The organism is Nocardiopsis mwathae (assembly GCF_014201195.1).
In the GTDB taxonomy this organism is placed as follows: Bacteria; Actinomycetota; Actinomycetes; order Streptosporangiales; family Streptosporangiaceae; genus Nocardiopsis_C; species Nocardiopsis_C mwathae.
The window spans coordinates 4,013,220-4,029,806 of sequence record NZ_JACHDS010000001.1 but is presented as its reverse complement, the minus strand read 5'-3'; the positions used below and the strand labels follow the sequence as shown (position 1 = coordinate 4,029,806).

The 16,587-nt window shown below is 71.6% G+C and carries 19 protein-coding genes; 11 read left to right on the top strand and 8 right to left on the bottom strand.

The window, feature by feature from the left end:
- Positions 1-39 precede the first annotated feature (39 nt).
- Positions 40-1,065, bottom strand: a complete 1,026-nt coding sequence (gene glpX, locus HNR23_RS17490) for a class II fructose-bisphosphatase (RefSeq protein WP_184076835.1) — start codon at positions 1,063-1,065, stop codon at positions 40-42.
- Positions 1,066-1,241: 176 nt separating this feature from the next.
- Between glpX and HNR23_RS17485 the strand changes: the two genes are divergently transcribed.
- Both HNR23_RS17485 and HNR23_RS17480 read left to right on the top strand, forming a co-directional pair.
- Positions 1,242-1,880, top strand: coding sequence for a TetR/AcrR family transcriptional regulator (locus HNR23_RS17485; protein ID WP_184076833.1), 639 nt, complete (start codon positions 1,242-1,244; stop codon positions 1,878-1,880).
- A gap of 31 nt (positions 1,881-1,911) precedes the next feature.
- Complete coding sequence (locus HNR23_RS17480; protein ID WP_184076831.1) at positions 1,912-2,451, top strand: DUF4245 domain-containing protein; 540 nt, start codon at positions 1,912-1,914, stop codon at positions 2,449-2,451.
- Positions 2,452-2,620: 169 nt separating this feature from the next.
- On the opposite strand, the gene HNR23_RS17475 is transcribed toward HNR23_RS17480, so the two are convergent.
- Positions 2,621-3,595 carry a 4-hydroxy-3-methylbut-2-enyl diphosphate reductase gene (locus HNR23_RS17475; protein ID WP_184076829.1) on the bottom strand — a complete coding sequence of 325 codons (975 nt, stop codon included), beginning with the start codon at positions 3,593-3,595 and terminating at the stop codon, positions 2,621-2,623.
- Positions 3,596-3,808: 213 nt separating this feature from the next.
- Positions 3,809-3,955, bottom strand: coding sequence for a hypothetical protein (locus tag HNR23_RS17470; RefSeq protein ID WP_184076827.1), 147 nt, complete (start codon positions 3,953-3,955; stop codon positions 3,809-3,811).
- A gap of 31 nt (positions 3,956-3,986) precedes the next feature.
- On the opposite strand from HNR23_RS17470, the gene HNR23_RS17465 reads away from it, so the two are divergent.
- Complete coding sequence (locus HNR23_RS17465; RefSeq protein WP_184076825.1) at positions 3,987-4,634, top strand: hypothetical protein; 648 nt, start codon at positions 3,987-3,989, stop codon at positions 4,632-4,634.
- A 505-nt stretch (positions 4,635-5,139) separates the two neighbouring features.
- Entirely contained in the window at positions 5,140-5,352 is a 213-nt protein-coding gene (locus HNR23_RS17460; protein ID WP_184076823.1) for a hypothetical protein, read from the top strand.
- Between the two features lie 285 nt (positions 5,353-5,637).
- On the opposite strand, the gene HNR23_RS17455 is transcribed toward HNR23_RS17460, so the two are convergent.
- The gene (locus HNR23_RS17455; protein ID WP_184076820.1) at positions 5,638-6,063 is read right to left on the bottom strand and encodes a hypothetical protein; all 426 of its coding nucleotides are present in this window, start codon (positions 6,061-6,063) and stop codon (positions 5,638-5,640) included.
- Positions 6,064-6,273: 210 nt separating this feature from the next.
- Between HNR23_RS17455 and HNR23_RS17450 the strand changes: the two genes are divergently transcribed.
- The 3 genes from HNR23_RS17450 to HNR23_RS17440 all read left to right on the top strand — a co-directional run bounded on the left by HNR23_RS17450 (position 6,274) and on the right by HNR23_RS17440 (position 8,796).
- The gene (locus tag HNR23_RS17450; protein WP_184076818.1) at positions 6,274-7,107 is read left to right on the top strand and encodes a patatin-like phospholipase family protein; all 834 of its coding nucleotides are present in this window, start codon (positions 6,274-6,276) and stop codon (positions 7,105-7,107) included.
- A 146-nt stretch (positions 7,108-7,253) separates the two neighbouring features.
- Entirely contained in the window at positions 7,254-8,492 is a 1,239-nt protein-coding gene (gene xseA, locus HNR23_RS17445; RefSeq protein ID WP_184076816.1) for an exodeoxyribonuclease VII large subunit, read from the top strand.
- Positions 8,493-8,502: 10 nt separating this feature from the next.
- Complete coding sequence (locus tag HNR23_RS17440) at positions 8,503-8,796, top strand: exodeoxyribonuclease VII small subunit (RefSeq protein ID WP_184080505.1); 294 nt, start codon at positions 8,503-8,505, stop codon at positions 8,794-8,796.
- 95 nt (positions 8,797-8,891) lie between these two features.
- On the opposite strand, the gene HNR23_RS17435 is transcribed toward HNR23_RS17440, so the two are convergent.
- The 4 genes from HNR23_RS17435 to HNR23_RS17420 form a co-directional block, all read right to left on the bottom strand.
- Entirely contained in the window at positions 8,892-9,557 is a 666-nt protein-coding gene (locus tag HNR23_RS17435; RefSeq protein ID WP_184076814.1) for a DUF6542 domain-containing protein, read from the bottom strand.
- A 32-nt stretch (positions 9,558-9,589) separates the two neighbouring features.
- Positions 9,590-10,969: a DNA recombination protein RmuC gene (locus HNR23_RS17430; RefSeq protein WP_184076812.1), complete on the bottom strand. Its 1,380-nt coding sequence runs from the start codon at positions 10,967-10,969 to the stop codon at positions 9,590-9,592.
- A gap of 14 nt (positions 10,970-10,983) precedes the next feature.
- Positions 10,984-11,595, bottom strand: a complete 612-nt coding sequence (locus tag HNR23_RS17425) for a TetR/AcrR family transcriptional regulator (RefSeq protein WP_184076810.1) — start codon at positions 11,593-11,595, stop codon at positions 10,984-10,986.
- A gap of 105 nt (positions 11,596-11,700) precedes the next feature.
- Complete coding sequence (locus tag HNR23_RS17420; RefSeq protein WP_184076808.1) at positions 11,701-12,642, bottom strand: FkbM family methyltransferase; 942 nt, start codon at positions 12,640-12,642, stop codon at positions 11,701-11,703.
- Between the two features lie 356 nt (positions 12,643-12,998).
- Here HNR23_RS17420 and ychF point away from each other — a divergent pair, with 356 nt between their 5' ends.
- From ychF to HNR23_RS17400, 4 genes are all read left to right on the top strand, one after another.
- Positions 12,999-14,093 (top strand): redox-regulated ATPase YchF, encoded by a 1,095-nt coding sequence (gene ychF, locus HNR23_RS17415; RefSeq protein WP_184076806.1) that lies wholly within the window; start codon positions 12,999-13,001, stop codon positions 14,091-14,093.
- Between the two features lie 91 nt (positions 14,094-14,184).
- Positions 14,185-14,652: a GNAT family N-acetyltransferase gene (locus HNR23_RS17410; RefSeq protein WP_184076803.1), complete on the top strand. Its 468-nt coding sequence runs from the start codon at positions 14,185-14,187 to the stop codon at positions 14,650-14,652.
- A 517-nt stretch (positions 14,653-15,169) separates the two neighbouring features.
- The gene (locus HNR23_RS17405) at positions 15,170-16,147 is read left to right on the top strand and encodes a conjugal transfer protein (protein ID WP_184076801.1); all 978 of its coding nucleotides are present in this window, start codon (positions 15,170-15,172) and stop codon (positions 16,145-16,147) included.
- A gap of 102 nt (positions 16,148-16,249) precedes the next feature.
- Entirely contained in the window at positions 16,250-16,576 is a 327-nt protein-coding gene (locus tag HNR23_RS17400) for a hypothetical protein (RefSeq protein ID WP_184076799.1), read from the top strand.
- Positions 16,577-16,587: the final 11 nt, after the last annotated feature.

Here is a 16,587-nt window from a genome sequence, read left to right as displayed (position 1 = left end):
GCCCTGGTCCCCGCCCCTACCGGAGGTCGCGGACCGCCCTCAGCGGGCCGACTCGAAGTCCACGCCGGAGTACGTCGCGAGCTTGTCGATGCGGTGCCGGCTCCGGATCTGGCGGACCGTGCCGCTGCGCCCGCGCATCACCAGGGAGTCCGTGATCGCGCCTCCGGGCAGGTAGCGCACGCCCTCGACCAGCTCGCCGTCGGTGATACCGGTCGCCGCGAAGAACACGTCCTCCGAGGACACCAGGTCGTCGGTGGTCAGCACGCGGTCCAGGTCGTGCCCCGCGTCCATCGCCTTGCGGCGCTCGTCCTCGTCCTGTGGCCACAACCGGCCTTGGATCACACCGCCCAGGCACTTCATCGCGCACGCCGTGATGATGCCCTCCGGCGTACCGCCGATCCCCAGCAGCAGGTCCACACCGGTGCCCTCGCGAGCCGCCATGATCGCGCCGGCCACGTCGCCGTCGGTGATGAACTTGATCCGCGCCCCGGCCTCGCGCACCTCGCGCACCAGCGACTTGTGCCGTGGCCGGTCCAGGATGACGACCGTCACGTCGGCCGGGGTGCCGCCCTTGGCGCGCGCGACCGCCCGGATGTTGTCGCCGACCGGCGCGGTGATGTCCACCACGCCCGCCGCGGCCGGACCGGCCGCCAGCTTGTCCATGTAGAACACCGCGGACGGGTCGAACATGGACCCGCGCGGCGCGACCGCGATGACCGCGATCGCGTTCGGCATGCCCATCGCCGTCAGGCGGGTGCCGTCGATCGGGTCGACCGCCACGTCGCACTCGGGCCCCTGACCGTCGCCGACGCGCTCGCCGTTGTACAGCATCGGGGCGTTGTCCTTCTCGCCCTCGCCGATGACCACCGTCCCGGCCATCGACACGGTGCTGATCAGGTGGCGCATACCGCGCACGGCCACCCCGTCGGCCCCGATCTTGTCCCCCTTGCCGACCCAACGGCCCGCGGCCAGGGCGGCGGCTTCGGTCACCCGCACCAGCTCCAGTGCCAGGTTGCGGTCGGGCGCCTCCGGCGCGGACGACGCGGGTGCGGTGGGATCAGTCATCTTCGGCAGCCTCTCAGTACGGCTCTCAACGCCCAGCTCACGACACGTGCGCTGGCGGGTACAACGTTCCCCCGCCGAGGGCGGCGGCTTGGAACAAGCGTAATCAACTGGCGTAACCTCATCCCAAGGCGGGCCGTCGGCACGCTGTCGGGAACGGGACGGGACGGTATTCGGACTTGACTGTTGAAAAGGTGCACAAGCCGGTGCGGGTCTCGCATCGCGGAGCGGCCACCCGCAGCGCCCTCCTCAGCGCCGCGGCCCACGTGTTCCGCACGGTGGGTTTCGCCAAAGCCGGGGTGAGCGAGGTCGTCGCCGAGGCCGGGGCGAGCGTCGGAAGCCTGTACCACCACTTCAGCGGCAAGGCCGACCTCTACATGGCGCTGTACGAGGAGTTCCAGCAGCGCCAGCAGGACCGCACCCACCGGGCGGTCGGCGACGCCCGCGCCGCGGGCGAGACCGACCCCACCCGGCTCATGTACGCCGCCGCCCGCGCGTACCTGGAAGGGTGCATCGAAGAGAGGGAGACCACACTCCTCTTCTTCAGCGGCGACGGGCCGCCCGGCTTCGACTCCCAGCTCCGCACCCGCCTGCGCGAGTGGACCGACCGCAACGTCGCCCTGTTCCGCAAGGCCGACGAACCCGTCGACGAAGCACTCCTCATGGTCGTCAGCGGCGCCATGCTCGTCGCCGTCGCCGAGGTGATCCGCCGCGACGACGCCGACGCGCGCCGCCTCGCCGACGACATCACCGCCCTGCTGTCCCGGCTGGAGCCGCGGCACGTCGCCGAGCGGAGAACCGCACCCCGGGACGAGTGACCCGGACAGGTGCGGCAAGCTTGAAGACATCATGAGTAGTTACGACCGCGCCAACTCGACCTTCGGGTCCCTCGTCATCGCGATGGGCATCATCGTCGGCATCCTGCTCGTCATGGCGCTCGTGGTCGCGGGGCGGCGGGAGGAGCACATCCCCAGCGTCGACTACCGCCTCGACGCCGCCGAGCTCCGCGACACCGCCGCCTACACCACCTACGTCCCGGGCGAGAGCCTGCCCGACGGGTGGGTGGCCACCAGCACCAACCTGGACACCGACGGGCCGGTGAGCTGGTCCCTCGGCTTCGCCACCCCCGGCGACCGCCACGCCGAGCTGGCCATGAGCGACGCGGACCCCGACGACTTCATCGCCGAGACCACCCGGCAGGGCGAGCCGAACGGCTCCAGCGAGGTCGGCGGCGAGAGCTGGGAGCGGTTCGAGCGCGAGGCGGACCCCGACGAGAAGCCCCGCCGCGCCCTGGTCAAGCGCGAGGAGGGTGCGACCGTCATCGTCGCCGGCAGCGCGAGCTTCGACGAGCTGGAGACCCTGGCCGACTCGCTGGACCCCCAGACCTGACCCGCCCCGCCCCACCCCCGTCGGTCTCGGTGGAGCGCACCGGATGCGCGCCGCCTTCCGGCGCACGTCGCCGAGACCGACGGAGACGGAAGCAGGCGCGGACGCGCGTCGGCCCCGCCCCGGAACCTTCCGGGGCGGGGCCGACGCGCGGATGACGGCCGAACGGCGGCTACGAGGAGGCCGGCTCCTCGGCGCGCAGGTCGCGGCGGAGCTCCTTGGGCAGCGAGAACGTCAGCCGCTCCTCGGCGGTCTCGATCTCCCGCACGTCGCCGAAGCCGTGCTCGGCGAGCTTGCGCAGCAGGTCCTGGACCAGGATGTCGGGCACCGACGCGCCGCTGGTGACACCGACGGTGGTGACGCCCTCCAGCCAGGAGTCGTCCATCAGCGAGGCGTTGTCGATCAGGTAGGCGGCGTCGGCCCCGCCGTCCAGGGCGACCTCGACCAGCCGCACCGAGTTGGAGGAGTTGTCCGAGCCGACCACGATGACCAGCTCGCACTCCGGCGCCATCACCTTGACCGCGTCCTGGCGGTTGGAGGTGGCGTAGCAGATGTCGTCGCTCGGCGGGTCGAGCAGGTTCGGGAACTTCCTGCGCAGCGCGTCGACGGTCTGGTTGGTCTCGTCGACCGACAGCGTGGTCTGGGACAGCCAGGAGACGTTGTCCGGGTCGCGCACCTCGACCTTGTCGACCTCGTCCGGGCTCTCCACGAGCTGGATGTGGTCCGGGGCCTCGCCGCTGGTGCCCTCGACCTCCTCGTGACCGGCGTGGCCGATCAGGATGATGTCGCGGTCCTCCTTGGCGAAGCGCTGCGCCTCCTTGTGCACCTTCGTGACCAGGGGGCAGGTGGCGTCGATGGTCTTGAGCTGCCGACGCGCGGCCTCCTCGTGCACCATCGGCGAGACGCCGTGGGCGGAGAAGACCACGATGGCGCCCTCGGGCACCTCTTCGGTCTCCTCGACGAAGATGGCCCCGCGCTCCTCCAGCGTGCGCACGACGTGCGTGTTGTGCACGATCTGCTTGCGCACGTAGATCGGGGCCCCGTACTGCTCAAGGGCTTTCTCGACCGTGACGACAGCGCGGTCCACCCCGGCGCAGTAACCGCGGGGCTTGGCGAGCAGGACACGGCGGCGATTCGTCGCAGTCATGGGCTCCATCCTACGGCCCATGGGCCGTAAGGGGTGCGGCTGTGATCAGACGCACCCGCGGGAGCTCGGGCGACACGGGCGCCCCGACCGGTCCGATTTGATGAATGCGTGATAACAGTCCGTGCTCGTTTCCGTCGCGACCAGCTCGAACCATTCACAAACGAGGCGTGGCAGGCGACCCTTACTCCCCTATTCTGGGTTGAATTCGCGTCATCATCCGACAGCAGTGTCCAGCAGCATGAAGGCGGCACCGAGCAGCACCGGGCGGCGTTCCGCCAGCCCCGTGCCAGCGGTCCGCAGCCACTCCGCCGGGGCGACCCGGCGGGCGATCCCCAGTGCGTGTGCGCCGCCGAGTTTCACCCCACCGAGATTGTCAGGAGCCCCCAGTCCCATGCCTAAGCCGTCCATCGTCAGCAAGGTGATGACCCTGGTCAAGGGGGTCTTCGGGCAGAAGACCGAAGCCCCGGCCCCGGCGTCGGCCACCATCCCGGTGCAGCAGCGGGAGCCGGCCGAGCAGCCCGCGGAGAAGACCGACGCGACCCCGACCACCGAGACCGCGGAGACGGCCGAGAAGGCCGAGAAGGCCGCAGCCGCCGGTGCGGCCGCCCCGGCCGAGCCGACCGCTCCCGTCGAGCCGGAGCCCGCCCCGGACACCCGGTCCGAGGCCTCGGCGCCCGCGGCCGCCGCCGAGCCCGCGGAGAAGCCCGCCGAGGACACCCCCGCGGACGAGCCCCCGCTCGTGGCCCCCGAGGAGAAAGCCGCCGTCGCCGAGGAGATCGCCGGGGCGGAGGCCATCACCCAGGTCGCCGGCGACGAGGTGCTGGAGAAGGTCCGCAAGCAGTCCGCACCCGCCGCAGAAGAGCTGCCGGTGCCGGGCTATGACGGCCTCACCCTGCCCTCCATCCGCGCCCGCCTGCGCAAACTCACCATCGACCAGGTCCGCGACCTCCGCGCCTACGAGATCGCCAACGCCGAGCGCCCGGAGTTCGTGAAGATGTACGACAACCGCATCGCCAAGCTCCAGAAGACCGGCGAGTAGCCCCGGCTACCCCCGGAACGGCTTCCCCCGCCCGCCGCACCCGGGGCACGGGACACCCGGAGGCCTTCGACCACTCCGTACAGCGGTCGAAGGCCTCCGTCATTGTCAGACCCTTTGATATCCCGCTCAGCCGGGGCAGGAAAGCCGCACTTCGCGGCCTGTCCTCACCTGCGTGGCCCCGGAGGGCGGCCGCTTGGTCATCCGCAGTCGATAGTTATGGGTGCCGGAGCAGGTGGTGGTCAGTGTGTGCAGAGCGTCCCCCCGCCATGACCGCGAGTCCATCGTCTGCCACCCCGACCACCGCGAACGCTGCAGCTCGACATAGATGTGCCAGCCAGCGCAGAAATCGGTCCTCGCCGGCGCCGACACCCGAGTCCGACTGGCCTTATAGGGAATCCCCAGGACTTCGCGGCACTGCTGGGCGGCGCCCTCCTGGCCTGCGGTTTCGGCACGCTCCGCGGCCGTCGGTGCGGCCTGTGCGGGGGCCGTCATCAGGGATGCCGCCATGACCGCGCCCATGGCACTGCCCGCGACGGCGATCGCGATCCTTCTCGATGCAATGGTCAACCTCGACACGATTGCCTCCAAGGTCACTTGCCCGACGAATTCGGGTGTGCCTCACATCATTCGTCGTGTGAATGGCAATCGGCAATGTCTTTCGGTTCAGTCCGAATGTCCGAGCCAGGGTAAGGCCGATGCAATTTCTCGAATGCAATGACGCGGAACGGGTGGGAATTCAGATGTATCGGCGATGGAGGGTGCCCGTGGGAACGGCAGGAAACGGGGCCATCGGCCGCGCGTGGGGAGCGGCCGATGGCCCCGAAGGGGATCCGCGTGCCGCTAGGGCGTGTTCGACGGATCATTTCCGGCTCGCGGCCACCGGAACGGCGCTCGCTGCGCCGCTCCACTCGCAAAGCCGACCTGGATCGACGTCGTGCAGCGGCTTGCGAGCGCCGCCCCGGACGGCCGCTCGCTCAGGAGGAAAGCATCCGCCGAACACGCCCTAGCAGGTGAGGCGGGCACTCGTCCCCGCCCTGCTGCCGAGCTGGCCGCCGGGCTCGGTGACGTTCATGAACAGCCGCCAGTCGTGCGTGCCGTCGCACGCGCTGGAGAGCGTGCGGCTGCCGTCGCCCGTCCATCGCCGGGTGTCCATCTTCTGCCAGCCGTACCAGCGGGAACGCTGCAGGAAGACCTCGTACTGCATCCGGCTTCCGCACCCACGGGCCTCGGCCAACGCCATGATGTGCTTGGAGCCCGACACCTTGTACGGCTTCTGCAGGTAGCCGGCGCAGGACTGCGCGGACACCGACGCGGGTGCGGTCGCGGCCTGGGCCGGCGCTGCCAGCAGCGTCCCCGCCATGGCGGCCCCCATGACGGCCCCGACTGCGGTCGTTCCGATTCCGCGCAACGTAAAGGTGGTTCTCTGCATGGTGTTTTCCCTGCTCTTGGGGGTGGTCGCGGTCCCGGCGGGCCGGGATGCGCCCATGCTGTCCGGGGGCGTGACCGGCGGCAAGGCAGTTCGACGAGCATCGAATGACTTCCCGGTAAGGCAACGGAAGCGTAGGGGAGGGGCTTCCCTCCGGCCACACGCCGTGGCCCTATCCTGGCCGGGGACGACTCGGCGGGAAGGGCGGAGCGCATGCGCAGGGCACTGGTACTGGGCGGCGGAGGGCTCACCGGGATCGGGTGGGAGCTGGGGATCCTCTCCGGGCTGTGCGAGGCCGGGGTCGACCTCACCGATGCCGACCTGATCGTGGGAACGTCCGCGGGTTCGGTCGTCGGTGCGCAGATCACCTCCGGCGTCGCCCTGGAGACCCTGTTCACCCGCCAGCTCGCCGCCCCCAACGGCGAGGTCGCCGCCCGCCTGCCGCGCCGCGCGCTGGCCCGCATGGTGTGGGCGTTCCTCCGCGAGCGCGACCCGGCGCGGGCGCGCGCCCGCATCGGCCGCCTGGCGCACGCCTCGTCGACCGCCTCCCTGACCGAGCGCCGCGCCGTGATCGCCGCGCGCCTCCCCTCCCACGACTGGCCCGAGCGCGACCTTCGCGTCACCGCCGTGGACGCGCGCTCGGGCCGCCGTGAGGCGTTCGGCCGCGACAGCGGGGTTCCCCTCCTCGACGCCGTGCTGGCGTCCTGCGCCGTGCCCGGGGTGTGGCCCCCGGCGGTCATCGGCGGCCGCCTGTTCATCGACGGCGGCGTCGGCTCCGCCGCCAACGTCGACGTGGCCGCGGGCTGCGACCGCGTGGTCGTCCTCGCACCGATCGACGCCGGCGCCGGCCCGGTCCCCTCGCCCTCCGAACAGCTGGCCGACCTCCCCGGGGCGCCGCGTACCGCGCTCGTCGTCCCCGACGCCGCGGCCCGCGAGGCGATCGGCGCCAACCCCCTCGACCCCGCCCGCCGCGCCCCGGCGGCCCGCGCCGGACGCGCCCAGGCGGCCGCGGTCCTCGACCAGGTGCGCGCGGCCTGGAACGACTGACACCCGCCCCCTCCCGTCGATCTCGGGGGTTATCGACCGAATATCCCGCGGTGTTCGGTCGATGACCCCCGAGATCGACGGGTGACCGTCCACCGCGCGCCGCTACCTGGCCGGAAACGTCGCCCCGCTCCTCTACGCTCATGGCCATGGGTATGGACAGCTCCCCGGAGTCCCCGCAGCCGGTCCGGGTCGTCATGCAGGCCATCGGCGGCTGGATCGGCCGGCTGGGGAGGATCTGGGTCGAGGGCCAGATCGCCGAGCTGAACCGGCGCGGCGGCACGGCGTTCATCACCCTGCGCGACCCCGTCGCCAACGTCTCGGCGCGCGTGGTGTGCCCCATCCGGGTGCTGGAGGCCGCGGCCCCGGCGCCGCAGGCCGGGGCGCGCGTGGTCGTCCATGCCAAGCCCGACTTCTACGTCGCCCGCGGCACGTTCTCGCTGCTCGCCCTGGAGATCCGGCACGTGGGCCTGGGCGAGCTGCTGGCCCGGCTGGAGCAGCTGCGCGCAACGCTGGCCGCAGAGGGCCTCTTCTCCGAGGCCCGCAAGCGCCCGCTGCCGTTCCTGCCCGGGACCGTCGGCGTGATCTGCGGGCGCGACTCCGCGGCCGAGCGCGACGTCCTGGAGAACGGCCGCCGCCGCTGGCCGGCGGTCCGGTTCGAGGTGCGCGAGGTCGCCGTGCAGGGCGACCGGGCGGTCGGCGAGGTGCTCGACGCGCTCAAGGAGCTCGACGCGCACCCGGATGTCGACGTGGTCATCATCGCCCGCGGCGGCGGCTCCCTGGAGGACCTGCTGCCGTTCTCCGACGAGGCGCTGGTGCGCGCGGTGTCGGCCACCCGCACCCCGGTCGTCAGCGCGATCGGGCACGAACAGGACGCCCCGCTCCTCGACTACGTCGCCGACCTCCGCGCCTCCACACCCACCGACGCCGCCAAGAAGGTCGTGCCGGACGTGGGGGAGCAGCTGCGCCTGATCCACCAGCTGCGCGACCGGGGCCGCCGGGTGATCGAGGGCGGCATCGCCCGCGAGGAGGCATGGCTGGCCCAGATGCGCTCGCGCCCGGTGCTGGCCAGCCCGCTGCGTGAGATGGACCGGCTCACCGAGCAGGTCGCCGGCCTGCGCGACCGGGCGCGGCGCTGCGTCACGATCTCCGTCGACCGCGCCGCCGACGACCTCGCCCACACCCGCGCCCGCCTGCACGCGCTGTCCCCGGCGACCACCCTGGCCCGTGGCTTCGCCATCGTGCAGAAGTCCGACGGAGCCGTGGTCCGCTCGGCCGCGGAGGTCGAGGCGGGGGAGGCGCTGCGGCTGCGCTTCGCCGAGGACAGCCTGACCGCGACGGCCGACGGCCCCGCTTCGGCCGACGACCACCCGACCACCGATGACTGAGGGGGACCCCATGGCCGACGAGGCCCAGAGCACGACCGGCGACGGAGCCGAGACCGACACGGCGCCGCCCGCCGAACCGGAGCTGAGCTACGAGGAGGCCCGCGAGGAGCTGGACGGCGTCGTGCGGCGCCTGGAGTCCGGCGGCCTCACGCTCAAGGAGTCGCTGGCCCTGTGGGAGCGCGGCGAACAGCTCGCCAGGACCTGCGAGCAGTGGCTGGAGGGTGCCCGCGCCAAGCTCGCCGTCGCCCTGGAGGAGAACACCCCGCAGAACAACGGCGGCAACGACCACTCCACGCCCTTCTGACCCGTTCCCTGCGTTGATCTCGGAGATATCGGGGTCTCAGCGGCGATTTTCGCCCCGATATCTCCGAGATCAACGCAGGGGCGCGGCGGTGCGGGCTACTCGGCTTCGGGGTGGCGTTCGGCGCGGCGGGCGGCGCGTTCCTTGCGGCCGTTGAGTTCGTCGCCGAGGTCGCGGACGTTGGCGGGCAGCCCGCGGAAGAGCGCGATGATCAGAACGAGGGCGGTGCCGAGGAAGAGCCAGGGGGCGATGTCGGCGAGCCGGGTGGCGATGCCGATCGCCACGCCGCGCGCGAAGCCGTCCTCGCCCAGGGTGAGGACGGCCTCGGCGGCCAGGATCGCGGTGAAGTAGGCCAGCGGTGGGCTGACCGAGAGGGAAAGCAGGTCGGTGGGGCGGACCAGCAGGGCGGCGACGACGCACGCGGCCACGAACGCGCCCCCGTTGATGCCCGGCATACCGACCAGCGGGGCGATCATCGCCGAGGCGAAGCTGAGGACCACGATGCCGAGGATGCCGCCGCGCGCGGTGAGGCGGACCCCCGCGCGGCCGGGCTGCGCGGGGTGGGGGCGTGCCGTGCCCCCGCCGGATCTGCGCCCCTTCGCCGGCGGGGCGGCGGCTCCGGCCTCCGAACGGAGCGTGCGTGTGGCCGAGGCGCCGGCGCCACCCGGGGGTCGGCGGTCGGACGGTCGGCGGCGTCGGGACGGCTCGTCGACGAAGAACGGAGGACGGGGGTCCTCCGGGGTCTCCGTGTTACGCGTCACCATCGCCCTTACGCTCCCTATATAACTCACAGTAATTATTGTGTCACCCGAGGTGAGGAGTTGGGTTCCTCTTGGGGCGCCGTGTCTCCATCTTCCTCGAACGCCGCCCCGAACAGCTCGACCCGCGGATCGGCGCCGTCCCCCACGCCGGGCACCCCGGTGTCCTCCCCGGTGTCCCCGGCCCGGTCCACTTCGTCGGTCAGCTCCGGAGCGGTGAGCGGCCGCGCCTGGTCCCGCACCCCCTCGGGGCGCTCCAACTCGCCGTCCACCAGCCCCAGCTCCCCGAACCGGCGCGCCGTCACCAGCACCCGGCTCTCCAAGGAGCCCACGGTCTGGTTGTAGGCGGCGACCGTCCGCGACAGCTGGCGGCCCAGCCCGTCCACGTGCCCGCCGAGCGTCGCCAGCCGCGCGTGCAACTGCTTGCCCAGCTCGAACACGGCCCGCGCGTTCTCGCTCAGCGCCTCCTGCTGCCAGGCGTACTGGGCGGTGCGCAGCAGCGAGATGAGCGTCGTCGGCGTCGCGATGTGCACCTTGCGCGCCATCGCGTACTCCAGCAGCGCCGGGTCGTGCTCCAGCGCGGGTGCCAGGAACGCCTCACCCGGGATGAACAGCACCGTGAACTCCGGCGCCGGACCGAACGCGTTCCAATAGGACTTGCCGGCCAGCTGGTCCACGTGGGTGCGCAGGTGCCGGGCATGCGCCGCCAACCGGTCGGCCCGAACGTCGGCGTCATCGGTCTCCACGGCCTCCAGGTAGGCGGCCAGCGACACCTTGGAGTCCACGACGATGTTCTTGCCGCCGGCCAGGCGCACCACCATGTCCGGGCGGCGCACCCGCTCGGCGGTGTCGTCCGCCGCGCTCGCCTGCTCCTCGAAGTCGCAGTAGGCGCTCATCCCCGCCAGCTCGGCGACGCGCCGCAGCTGCAACTCGCCCCACCTGCCCCGTGCCTCGGGTCGGCGCAGCGCGGTGACCAGTGCCTGGGTCTGGTCGCGCAGCCGCTCCGACCCCTCGCGCACATAGTCGACCTGCTTGGCGAGCTCGGCGTGGGCGGCGCGGCGCCCCGCGTCGACCTCCCGCAGCTGCCCCTCGACCCGCGCCAGGGTCTCCTTCAGTGGGGCGACGAGCCGCTCCACGGCCTGGCGCCGCTGCTCCATGTCGTGCCCGGCCTCCAGGCCGACCGCCCGCATGCGCCCCTCGGCCAGCTCCAGGAACCGCTGGTTGGTGGCGTCGAGGGCTTGTGCGGACAGGGCGCGGAAGCGGTCGCCGAGCTGCTCCTCGATATAGGCGGCGCGCTCCTCGGCCGCGTGCGCCCGGGCCCGCGCATCGGCGGTGCGGTCACGGGCGAGTAACCACCCCACCGCAACGCCGATCGCGATGCCCACCAGTAACACCGGAATCACACTCAGGCCGTCCATAGCGGCCTATGGTCTCAATCCCGGGCGTCTGCGGGGTTCCCGCCACGCGCGGGAGAGGTCAGGACGTCGGCCAACATTTTGATCAGGCCGGGCATGTGTACCGCGTCCGGCTCATAGAGCCACTGCAGCCGCAGGCCGTCCATGGCGGCGATGACCAGGGTCGCGGCGTCCTCGGGGGCCAGCCCTCCGGGTAGCGTGTCGCCGTGTCGCGCGCGCAGCAGCTCCGTGGTGCGGTCCCGGAGCCCGCGGTAGCGCGCATGGAAGTAGTCGTGTGCGGGGTGGTGCCCGGTCACGCCCTCCGCGCTGAGCACCGTGTGCATCTGGACGAGTTCGCGCCGGTCGCTGCTGCGGCTCACGGCCTCGGCGAAGTCCGTCAGGTCGCGCGGGCTGTCGCCCGCCGCGGCGTCCATCTCGTCGCGTCTCTCCAGCACCGCGACGAGCAGGGCCTCCTTGCTCGGGAAGTAGTGCAGCAGCCCCTGCTGGGTCAGTCCGACGCGATCGGCGACCGTGGCCAGGGACGTGCCCTTGTAGCCGCCCGCGGCGAACTCCTCCATCGCCGCCGCGATGATCTCGTTGCGCCGTGCACTGCCCTGACCGCGTCGCCGTCGAACGACGGTCTCACTCATCGTGCCTCCAACTTCGAGATGGCCGCAGCCGACGTTACAGGGCGTCATCTCGCAACAGAGTCATCGGGTATGTGCCCAGAGTGACCGGGGTGGCGGCCCAGGGACTCACCGGCAGGCGCCGATCGCCGCGTGCCATTCCAGGGCGGTCGCCCACACCCGGTCCGGTACCGGCGCGGGCGCGAACATCCACATGGTCTGCTCGACCCCGGGGACGATGCCGCCGATGGCGGGGCGTGGCGGATACGGCGGCGCCCCGACCAGCCGGTACCACTGGTAGTCGACCGGCTCCAGCAGCGCCATCAGCCGCTCCTCGATGCCCTGGTCGGGCAGCACCGCGCAGAACACGAACGGGCGGAACCGGCGCAGGATCTCCAGGGCGCCGGCGATCACGTCCGGTTCGTTGCCCTCGGTGTCGATCTTGATCACGGCGGGCGCGGTCCCGGCGCGCTCGCGCCAGTGGGAGAGGGTGTCGACCTCCACCTCGATCCGGCCCAGTGCCGGGCGGAAGCCCGGGACCAGTGAGTTCGACGCGTCGCTGGCCATCGACAGGTGCAGGTGGCCGGTGCCGCCGTGGTTGCTCGCGGCCAGCTCCACGACCTCGATCCCCAGGCCGTTGGCGGCGGCCACCGCCCGTGCGGTCGCGGCGGTGTCGGGAGCGGGCTCGAACGCGTAGACCCGGCGCCGGGTACGCGCGGCCGCGAGCGCCGCGTACAGCCCCATGTTCGCGCCGACATCGAGCACCGAGCCCGGCCGCGCGTGCTCCAGGACCGCCAGGAAGCAGGCCAGCGCCTCGCGGTCGTACCCGGCCAGACCGGTCAGGTCCAGGCAGCGGGGGATCCAAGAGTCGCCCGGCGCCTCGATGCTCAGCCGGTCGGGGCCGACCGGGAAGGCCCCCGCCCCCTCCCGGCGCGGCAGCGCGAGGTCGAACCGGCGGGTCTTCGGCGGCAGCCGCGCCGGGTCGAGCCCCCCGAGGCTCTGCGGCAGCCGGACCCGGATCTGCCGCGTGGCATGGCGCACGGCCGGGTGGCGGCGCACGAAGGCACGCATCTGACCAGGTAGCACTGATATCCCCCCATGTGACCTGTGACCTGTGACCTGTATGGCGTTGTGAGCCGTGCGGGGCACCCGCGTGCGTCGGTGCCGCGCCGACGGTCCCGCCACCGGACGGCCCCGTGCCCCCACGTGCCCGCTCCGGCCCCCGGTGCCGCCGTGTCCGCGCCGCGAGGTTCCCCGTCGTCGCCCCCGCGTCGGCTGGCCGAACACGAACGTACTCCGAGAATCCTCACGGCCGCAGGCCGTTTCACCCAAGTCGAGACCCGCGTGTCACCGAAGCGTCGCCTCGGCGGACCCCCGCGCGTCCGGCCGGGCGGTTCGGCGCGTCGGCGCGCATAGACTCGGGTGCTGTGAGTCTGTCAATTGGGATCGTCGGCCTGCCGAACGTCGGTAAGTCCACGCTGTTCAACGCGCTAACCAAGAACGATGCTCTGGCGGCGAACTACCCGTTCGCCACCATCGAGCCCAACGTCGGTGTGGTGGGGGTGCCCGACCCGCGGCTGGACAAGCTGGCCGAGATCTACGGGTCCGCGAAGGTCCTCCCGGCGACCGTCGACTTCGTCGACATCGCCGGCATCGTCCGCGGCGCCTCGGAGGGGGAGGGGCTGGGCAACCAGTTCCTCGCCAATATCCGCGAGACCGACGCGATCTGCCAGGTCATCCGGGAGTTCAACGACCCCGACGTGACCCACGTCGACGGCGCCATCGACGCCGCCCGCGACATCGCGACCATCGACACCGAGCTGATCCTCGCCGACCTGCAGACCCTGGAGAAGGCGCTGCCGAGGCTGGAGAAGGACGCCAAGCGCAACGCCAAGGACAAGGACGCCCAGCTCAAGCTTGAGGCCGCCAAGTCCGCGCAGGAGGTCCTCGACAACGGCGAGCGGCTCTACACCGGCGGCCCGGCCGCCGGGGTCGACCTGGCGCTCATCCGCGAGCTCAACCTCATGACCACCAAGCCGTTCATCTACGTGTTCAACCTGGACTCCGATGAGCTGGCCGACGACGGGCTGCGCGCCAAGCTCTCCGAGCTCGTCGCCCCCGCCGAGGCGATCTTCCTCGACGCCAAGATCGAGTCCGAGCTCGCCGAGCTGGAGGAGGACGAGGCCGCGGAGATGCTGGCCGAGATGGGGCAGCAGGAGTCCGGCCTGGCCTGGCTGGCCCGCGTCGGCTTCGACACCCTCGGCCTGCAGACCTACCTCACCGCCGGGCCGAAGGAGGCCCGCGCCTGGACCATCAGGAAGGGCGCGACCGCCCCGGAGGCGGCCGGCGTCATCCACACCGACTTCCAGCGCGGCTTCATCAAGGCCGAGGTCGTCTCCTACGACGACCTCGTCGAGGCCGGCACCATGCAGGCGGCCAAGGCAGCCGGCAAGGTGCGCATGGAAGGCAAGGACTACGTGATGGCCGACGGCGACGTCGTGGAGTTCCGCTTCAACGTGTGAACACCGGGCCGTCCGGCCCGGACGGTGCCACGGCTCCGTGGCGGGGCGCGGCGCGCGGCGGCGCGCCCGGTGACGACGAGGGGATTTCGACTTGGCCGGGGACGCACCGGGCGGCGCCGTGACCATCCGAGAGTGCGCAGGGAGCTCGGAGTACGCGAGCCTCGCGGCGATCTGGCGCAGTGCGGTCGATGCGACCCATGACTTCCTCGACCCGCGCGACCGCGACGCCATCGAGGCGCGGCTCATCCCGTCGTACTTCCCGAACGTGGCCCTTCGGGTCGCGGAGGTCGACGGCGGCGCCGGCGGGTTCGTGGGCGTCGCCGACGGCAAGATCGAGATGCTGTTCGTCGGGGCCGAGCTCCGCGGGCGGGGCGTCGGTTCGGCGCTCCTCGCCGACGCCCTGGCGAACGGTGCCCGCCAGGTCGACGTCAACGAACAGAACACGCAGGCCGTGGGCTTCTACGAGAGCAGGGGCTTCGCCGTCGTCGACCGCAGCGGACTCGACGACGCCGGGCGCCCGTACCCGATCCTGCACATGACCTACGGGGCCGCGCGCTGAACTCCGGCCGAGCCGACCCGCTCGGTACCGGCCCGCCCTGAGACCGGGTCACCCGGTTGACGGACCACCGCCCGCCCGTGCCCCGCACGGGCGGGCGTTTCGCGTCCGAGCCCGCCCCGCGCGGTGTCGACTTCGCCACTTTCCACCCCTGACCGACCCCCACCCACCCGCTGCCCCGCGTCCGGGGGTGTCGCGGCCGTGCACCGGCGGCCGGACGTCACCAATCGTCACGAATACCTATCCGACCAGGGAGTTCTTCCTTTCCCAGCGGTCGGTAATCGCGCCGATGACCTCGGATGATTCCACCTATCGGCGCGGTTCGGCCCGCTCGGCCGCCATTGGCCCGATCTCAACCGGGGTACAACCCAGGGCCGGGAACCAATCGCGAACGTGGATTGTCATCCGAGATCCGGAACAATGCCTCACCATAGGTATGGGGTAAACAGGGCGTGGATCACTTTGCCGTCGGTTTGCCGTCGGTGGGTGCTGTGGACCCGGAATGGGATGGGGAGGCGTGATGGCTGGCAGGTCGACCGCGCGACGCGGTGGTGCGCACGACGACACCGCGGCGGCCGGCGACTACGACGACACCGACCCCCCCGTGCGGCCCTCCCGCGCACCCGGCGTCGCGTCCGGCGGCCGGTGGTGGGTCTGGGCCGGCCGCGCCGTCCTGTGGGCCTTCATCATCGTCGTCATCTTCAACGGCCTGTGGACGCCCATCCGCGACAGCATCGCCGAACCCGCCGCCGAACCCGCCGTCGAGAACGACGAACCCGCCTTTCCCGAGAGCGCGGCCGCCGCCTTCGCACTTCGCTTCGCCGACACCTACCTCAACGCCAAGAAGGGCGAGGGCGCCGAGCGCGCCGAAGCCCTCGCCGGGTTCGTCCCCGAAGGCAAGGTCTCCCAACTCAACCTCTCCGGCGCCGACCTCACCGGCCGCGACATCCAGGTGGTGGCCGTCGACCCCCAGGACGACAACAACGCCGTCGTCACCCTCAGCGCCGACGTCAACGGCGACCCGATGCGCCTCGACGTCCCCGTCTACGCCGACGACGACGGCACCTCCCTCGTCGTCTCCGGCCGCCCCGCCCTCCTGGCGGCGCCGACCAAGGCCAAGCTCCCCGACCCCACCACCACCGAGAACGACTCCGCGGTGCGCGAGGAGCTCGAACCCCGCCTCAAGCGCTTCTTCGAGGCCTACGCCGAGACCCCGGAACACCTGCCCAGCTACCTGGCCGACGGCGCGCACTTCTCCGAGTTGCCCGAAGGCAGCCTGGAATTCGCTGGTTTGGAAGAACTACTGGTTCCAGCGAAGACCGCGAACGGTCAAGATGATGTACGACAGGCGACGGCCACCGTGAAGTGGCGGCTCGCGGACGGTGACGCGGACAACCCCGCGGAACTCACCCAGAGCTACCGATTGTCCGTGGTCAAGGACGGCGACGACTGGAAGGTCCTGGATATCCAGGGAGCGCCGGGGTCGTTCGGAAAGTAGCCGGTAGACCCCCACCGGACACATCGGCCGAGCAGGGCAGGAACCAAGGAGTCGTGAACGAAATGCAGTTCAGACGTGAGGCACGGGAGGACGGCGCCTAAGATGCTCCCCCTCCTCTCCAGCCTCGCCTACGCGTCTTCGGACCTAGTGCGCGGCACATACGACATCGCAGGACCGCTCGTCCTCGCGGCCGGCGGCGACGCCCCGAACACCTCCGGACTGGCCGACTTCCTCCGCGGCTTCTTCGGACCGCTGTTCCTGGTGATCGTGTCGGTCGTGGCCATCTTCTTCCTGTTCACCAGGGAGATCACCCGGTTCGCGCAGTTCATCATTCTGGCGATCTTCATCGGAATCGTGTTCTACGTCCCGGGCATCATCGAGGTCACAGCCGTAGCCATCGCGCGTGCCATGGGCGTCTCGACCGAGTAGGAGGCCGGGGA

What these genes read in the sequence shown, in the direction of transcription:
- glpX (WP_184076835.1), bottom strand. Translation starts at nt 1,065, where the DNA reads ATGACTGATCCCACCGCACCCGCGTCGTCCGCGCCGGAGGCGCCCGAC.
- HNR23_RS17480 (WP_184076831.1), top strand. Translation starts at nt 1,912, where the DNA reads ATGAGTAGTTACGACCGCGCCAACTCGACCTTCGGGTCCCTCGTCATC.
- HNR23_RS17475 (WP_184076829.1), bottom strand. Translation starts at nt 3,595, where the DNA reads ATGACTGCGACGAATCGCCGCCGTGTCCTGCTCGCCAAGCCCCGCGGT.
- HNR23_RS17465 (WP_184076825.1), top strand. Translation starts at nt 3,987, where the DNA reads ATGCCTAAGCCGTCCATCGTCAGCAAGGTGATGACCCTGGTCAAGGGG.
- HNR23_RS17460 (WP_184076823.1), top strand. Translation starts at nt 5,140, where the DNA reads ATGACCGCGCCCATGGCACTGCCCGCGACGGCGATCGCGATCCTTCTC.
- HNR23_RS17455 (WP_184076820.1), bottom strand. Translation starts at nt 6,063, where the DNA reads ATGCAGAGAACCACCTTTACGTTGCGCGGAATCGGAACGACCGCAGTC.
- HNR23_RS17450 (WP_184076818.1), top strand. Translation starts at nt 6,274, where the DNA reads ATGCGCAGGGCACTGGTACTGGGCGGCGGAGGGCTCACCGGGATCGGG.
- xseA (WP_184076816.1), top strand. Translation starts at nt 7,254, where the DNA reads ATGGGTATGGACAGCTCCCCGGAGTCCCCGCAGCCGGTCCGGGTCGTC.
- HNR23_RS17440 (WP_184080505.1), top strand. Translation starts at nt 8,503, where the DNA reads ATGGCCGACGAGGCCCAGAGCACGACCGGCGACGGAGCCGAGACCGAC.
- HNR23_RS17435 (WP_184076814.1), bottom strand. Translation starts at nt 9,557, where the DNA reads ATGGTGACGCGTAACACGGAGACCCCGGAGGACCCCCGTCCTCCGTTC.
- HNR23_RS17430 (WP_184076812.1), bottom strand. Translation starts at nt 10,969, where the DNA reads ATGGACGGCCTGAGTGTGATTCCGGTGTTACTGGTGGGCATCGCGATC.
- HNR23_RS17425 (WP_184076810.1), bottom strand. Translation starts at nt 11,595, where the DNA reads ATGAGTGAGACCGTCGTTCGACGGCGACGCGGTCAGGGCAGTGCACGG.
- HNR23_RS17420 (WP_184076808.1), bottom strand. Translation starts at nt 12,642, where the DNA reads ATGCGTGCCTTCGTGCGCCGCCACCCGGCCGTGCGCCATGCCACGCGG.
- HNR23_RS17405 (WP_184076801.1), top strand. Translation starts at nt 15,170, where the DNA reads ATGGCTGGCAGGTCGACCGCGCGACGCGGTGGTGCGCACGACGACACC.
- HNR23_RS17400 (WP_184076799.1), top strand. Translation starts at nt 16,250, where the DNA reads ATGCTCCCCCTCCTCTCCAGCCTCGCCTACGCGTCTTCGGACCTAGTG.